Here is an 873-nt window from a genome sequence, read left to right on the forward strand (position 1 = left end):
AACAGACAATAAAAGAATTATATGAATCTAGACAGTTATACAAAACAGCAACAGAACATCAAGAAAAGAAAAAATATTATGAAGCTATAAGTGAATATGACAAAATTTTAGAAGAAGATAAAAAATATTATGATTTAGCACAAAAAAGTAAAAAAGAATGTATTGAAGATATGTATGATTATTACTTAGAAAAGGCTGATGAATCTAATACTCAAGGAAATTATGAAGAGGCATTGCAATATATAGGTTATTTAAAACATTATTACTTTGATGATGAAAAAATAGTTTCATTAGAAAAAAAATATCAAAATAATTTATCTATTTATACTTTAACACCAGAAGATATTATAAATATCATTTCGAAAAAGAGTGGAATAAAGAAAAAAAATATATCTATAGATTCATACCAACAAATGATAAATCAAGATAAATATTATTATGTTGAAGTGTTCGAACATGGTACATTAATAGATGAAATATTAATAGATGCAAAAACTAAATCAATCTATTCATATAAAGGTTCAAATAAGCAATATAAAACTACTTATTCAGATGGATATTTTAGAATATTAGCAGATGGTAAATTAGAATTTGCAATAAATGAAGAAAAAGCTAAATTTATATTAAAAAACAAACTAGAAGAAAAAGGTAATAAGTATAAAGATTTATACCCTGTATCTAAGGAAAAAGCAAGTAGATATATTGATAATCAAGAAAACCTAGATAAATTCTTAGGAGACGAAAAAGACTTATATTATTATGAAATAGTAAATAAAGGATGGTTCAAAGCAAAAGAAGTATATATTATAAATATGTATACAGAAAAAGTATACTTTATTTCTGAAGATAATATAAAAGAGTATTAAGATGTGT

The 873-nt window shown here is 22.2% G+C and carries 1 protein-coding gene; it reads left to right on the forward strand.

Going from position 1 to position 873, the window contains the following annotated elements; genetic code table 11:
- On the forward strand, nt 1–866 hold an 866-nt coding region (locus JWF52_RS16660; RefSeq protein ID WP_353654967.1), incomplete at its 5' end, for a hypothetical protein.
- Nucleotides 867–873 lie beyond the last annotated feature (7 nt).

The organism is Clostridium sp. CCUG 7971 (assembly GCF_017590215.1).
Lineage (GTDB): Bacteria > Bacillota > Clostridia > Peptostreptococcales > Peptostreptococcaceae > Faecalimicrobium.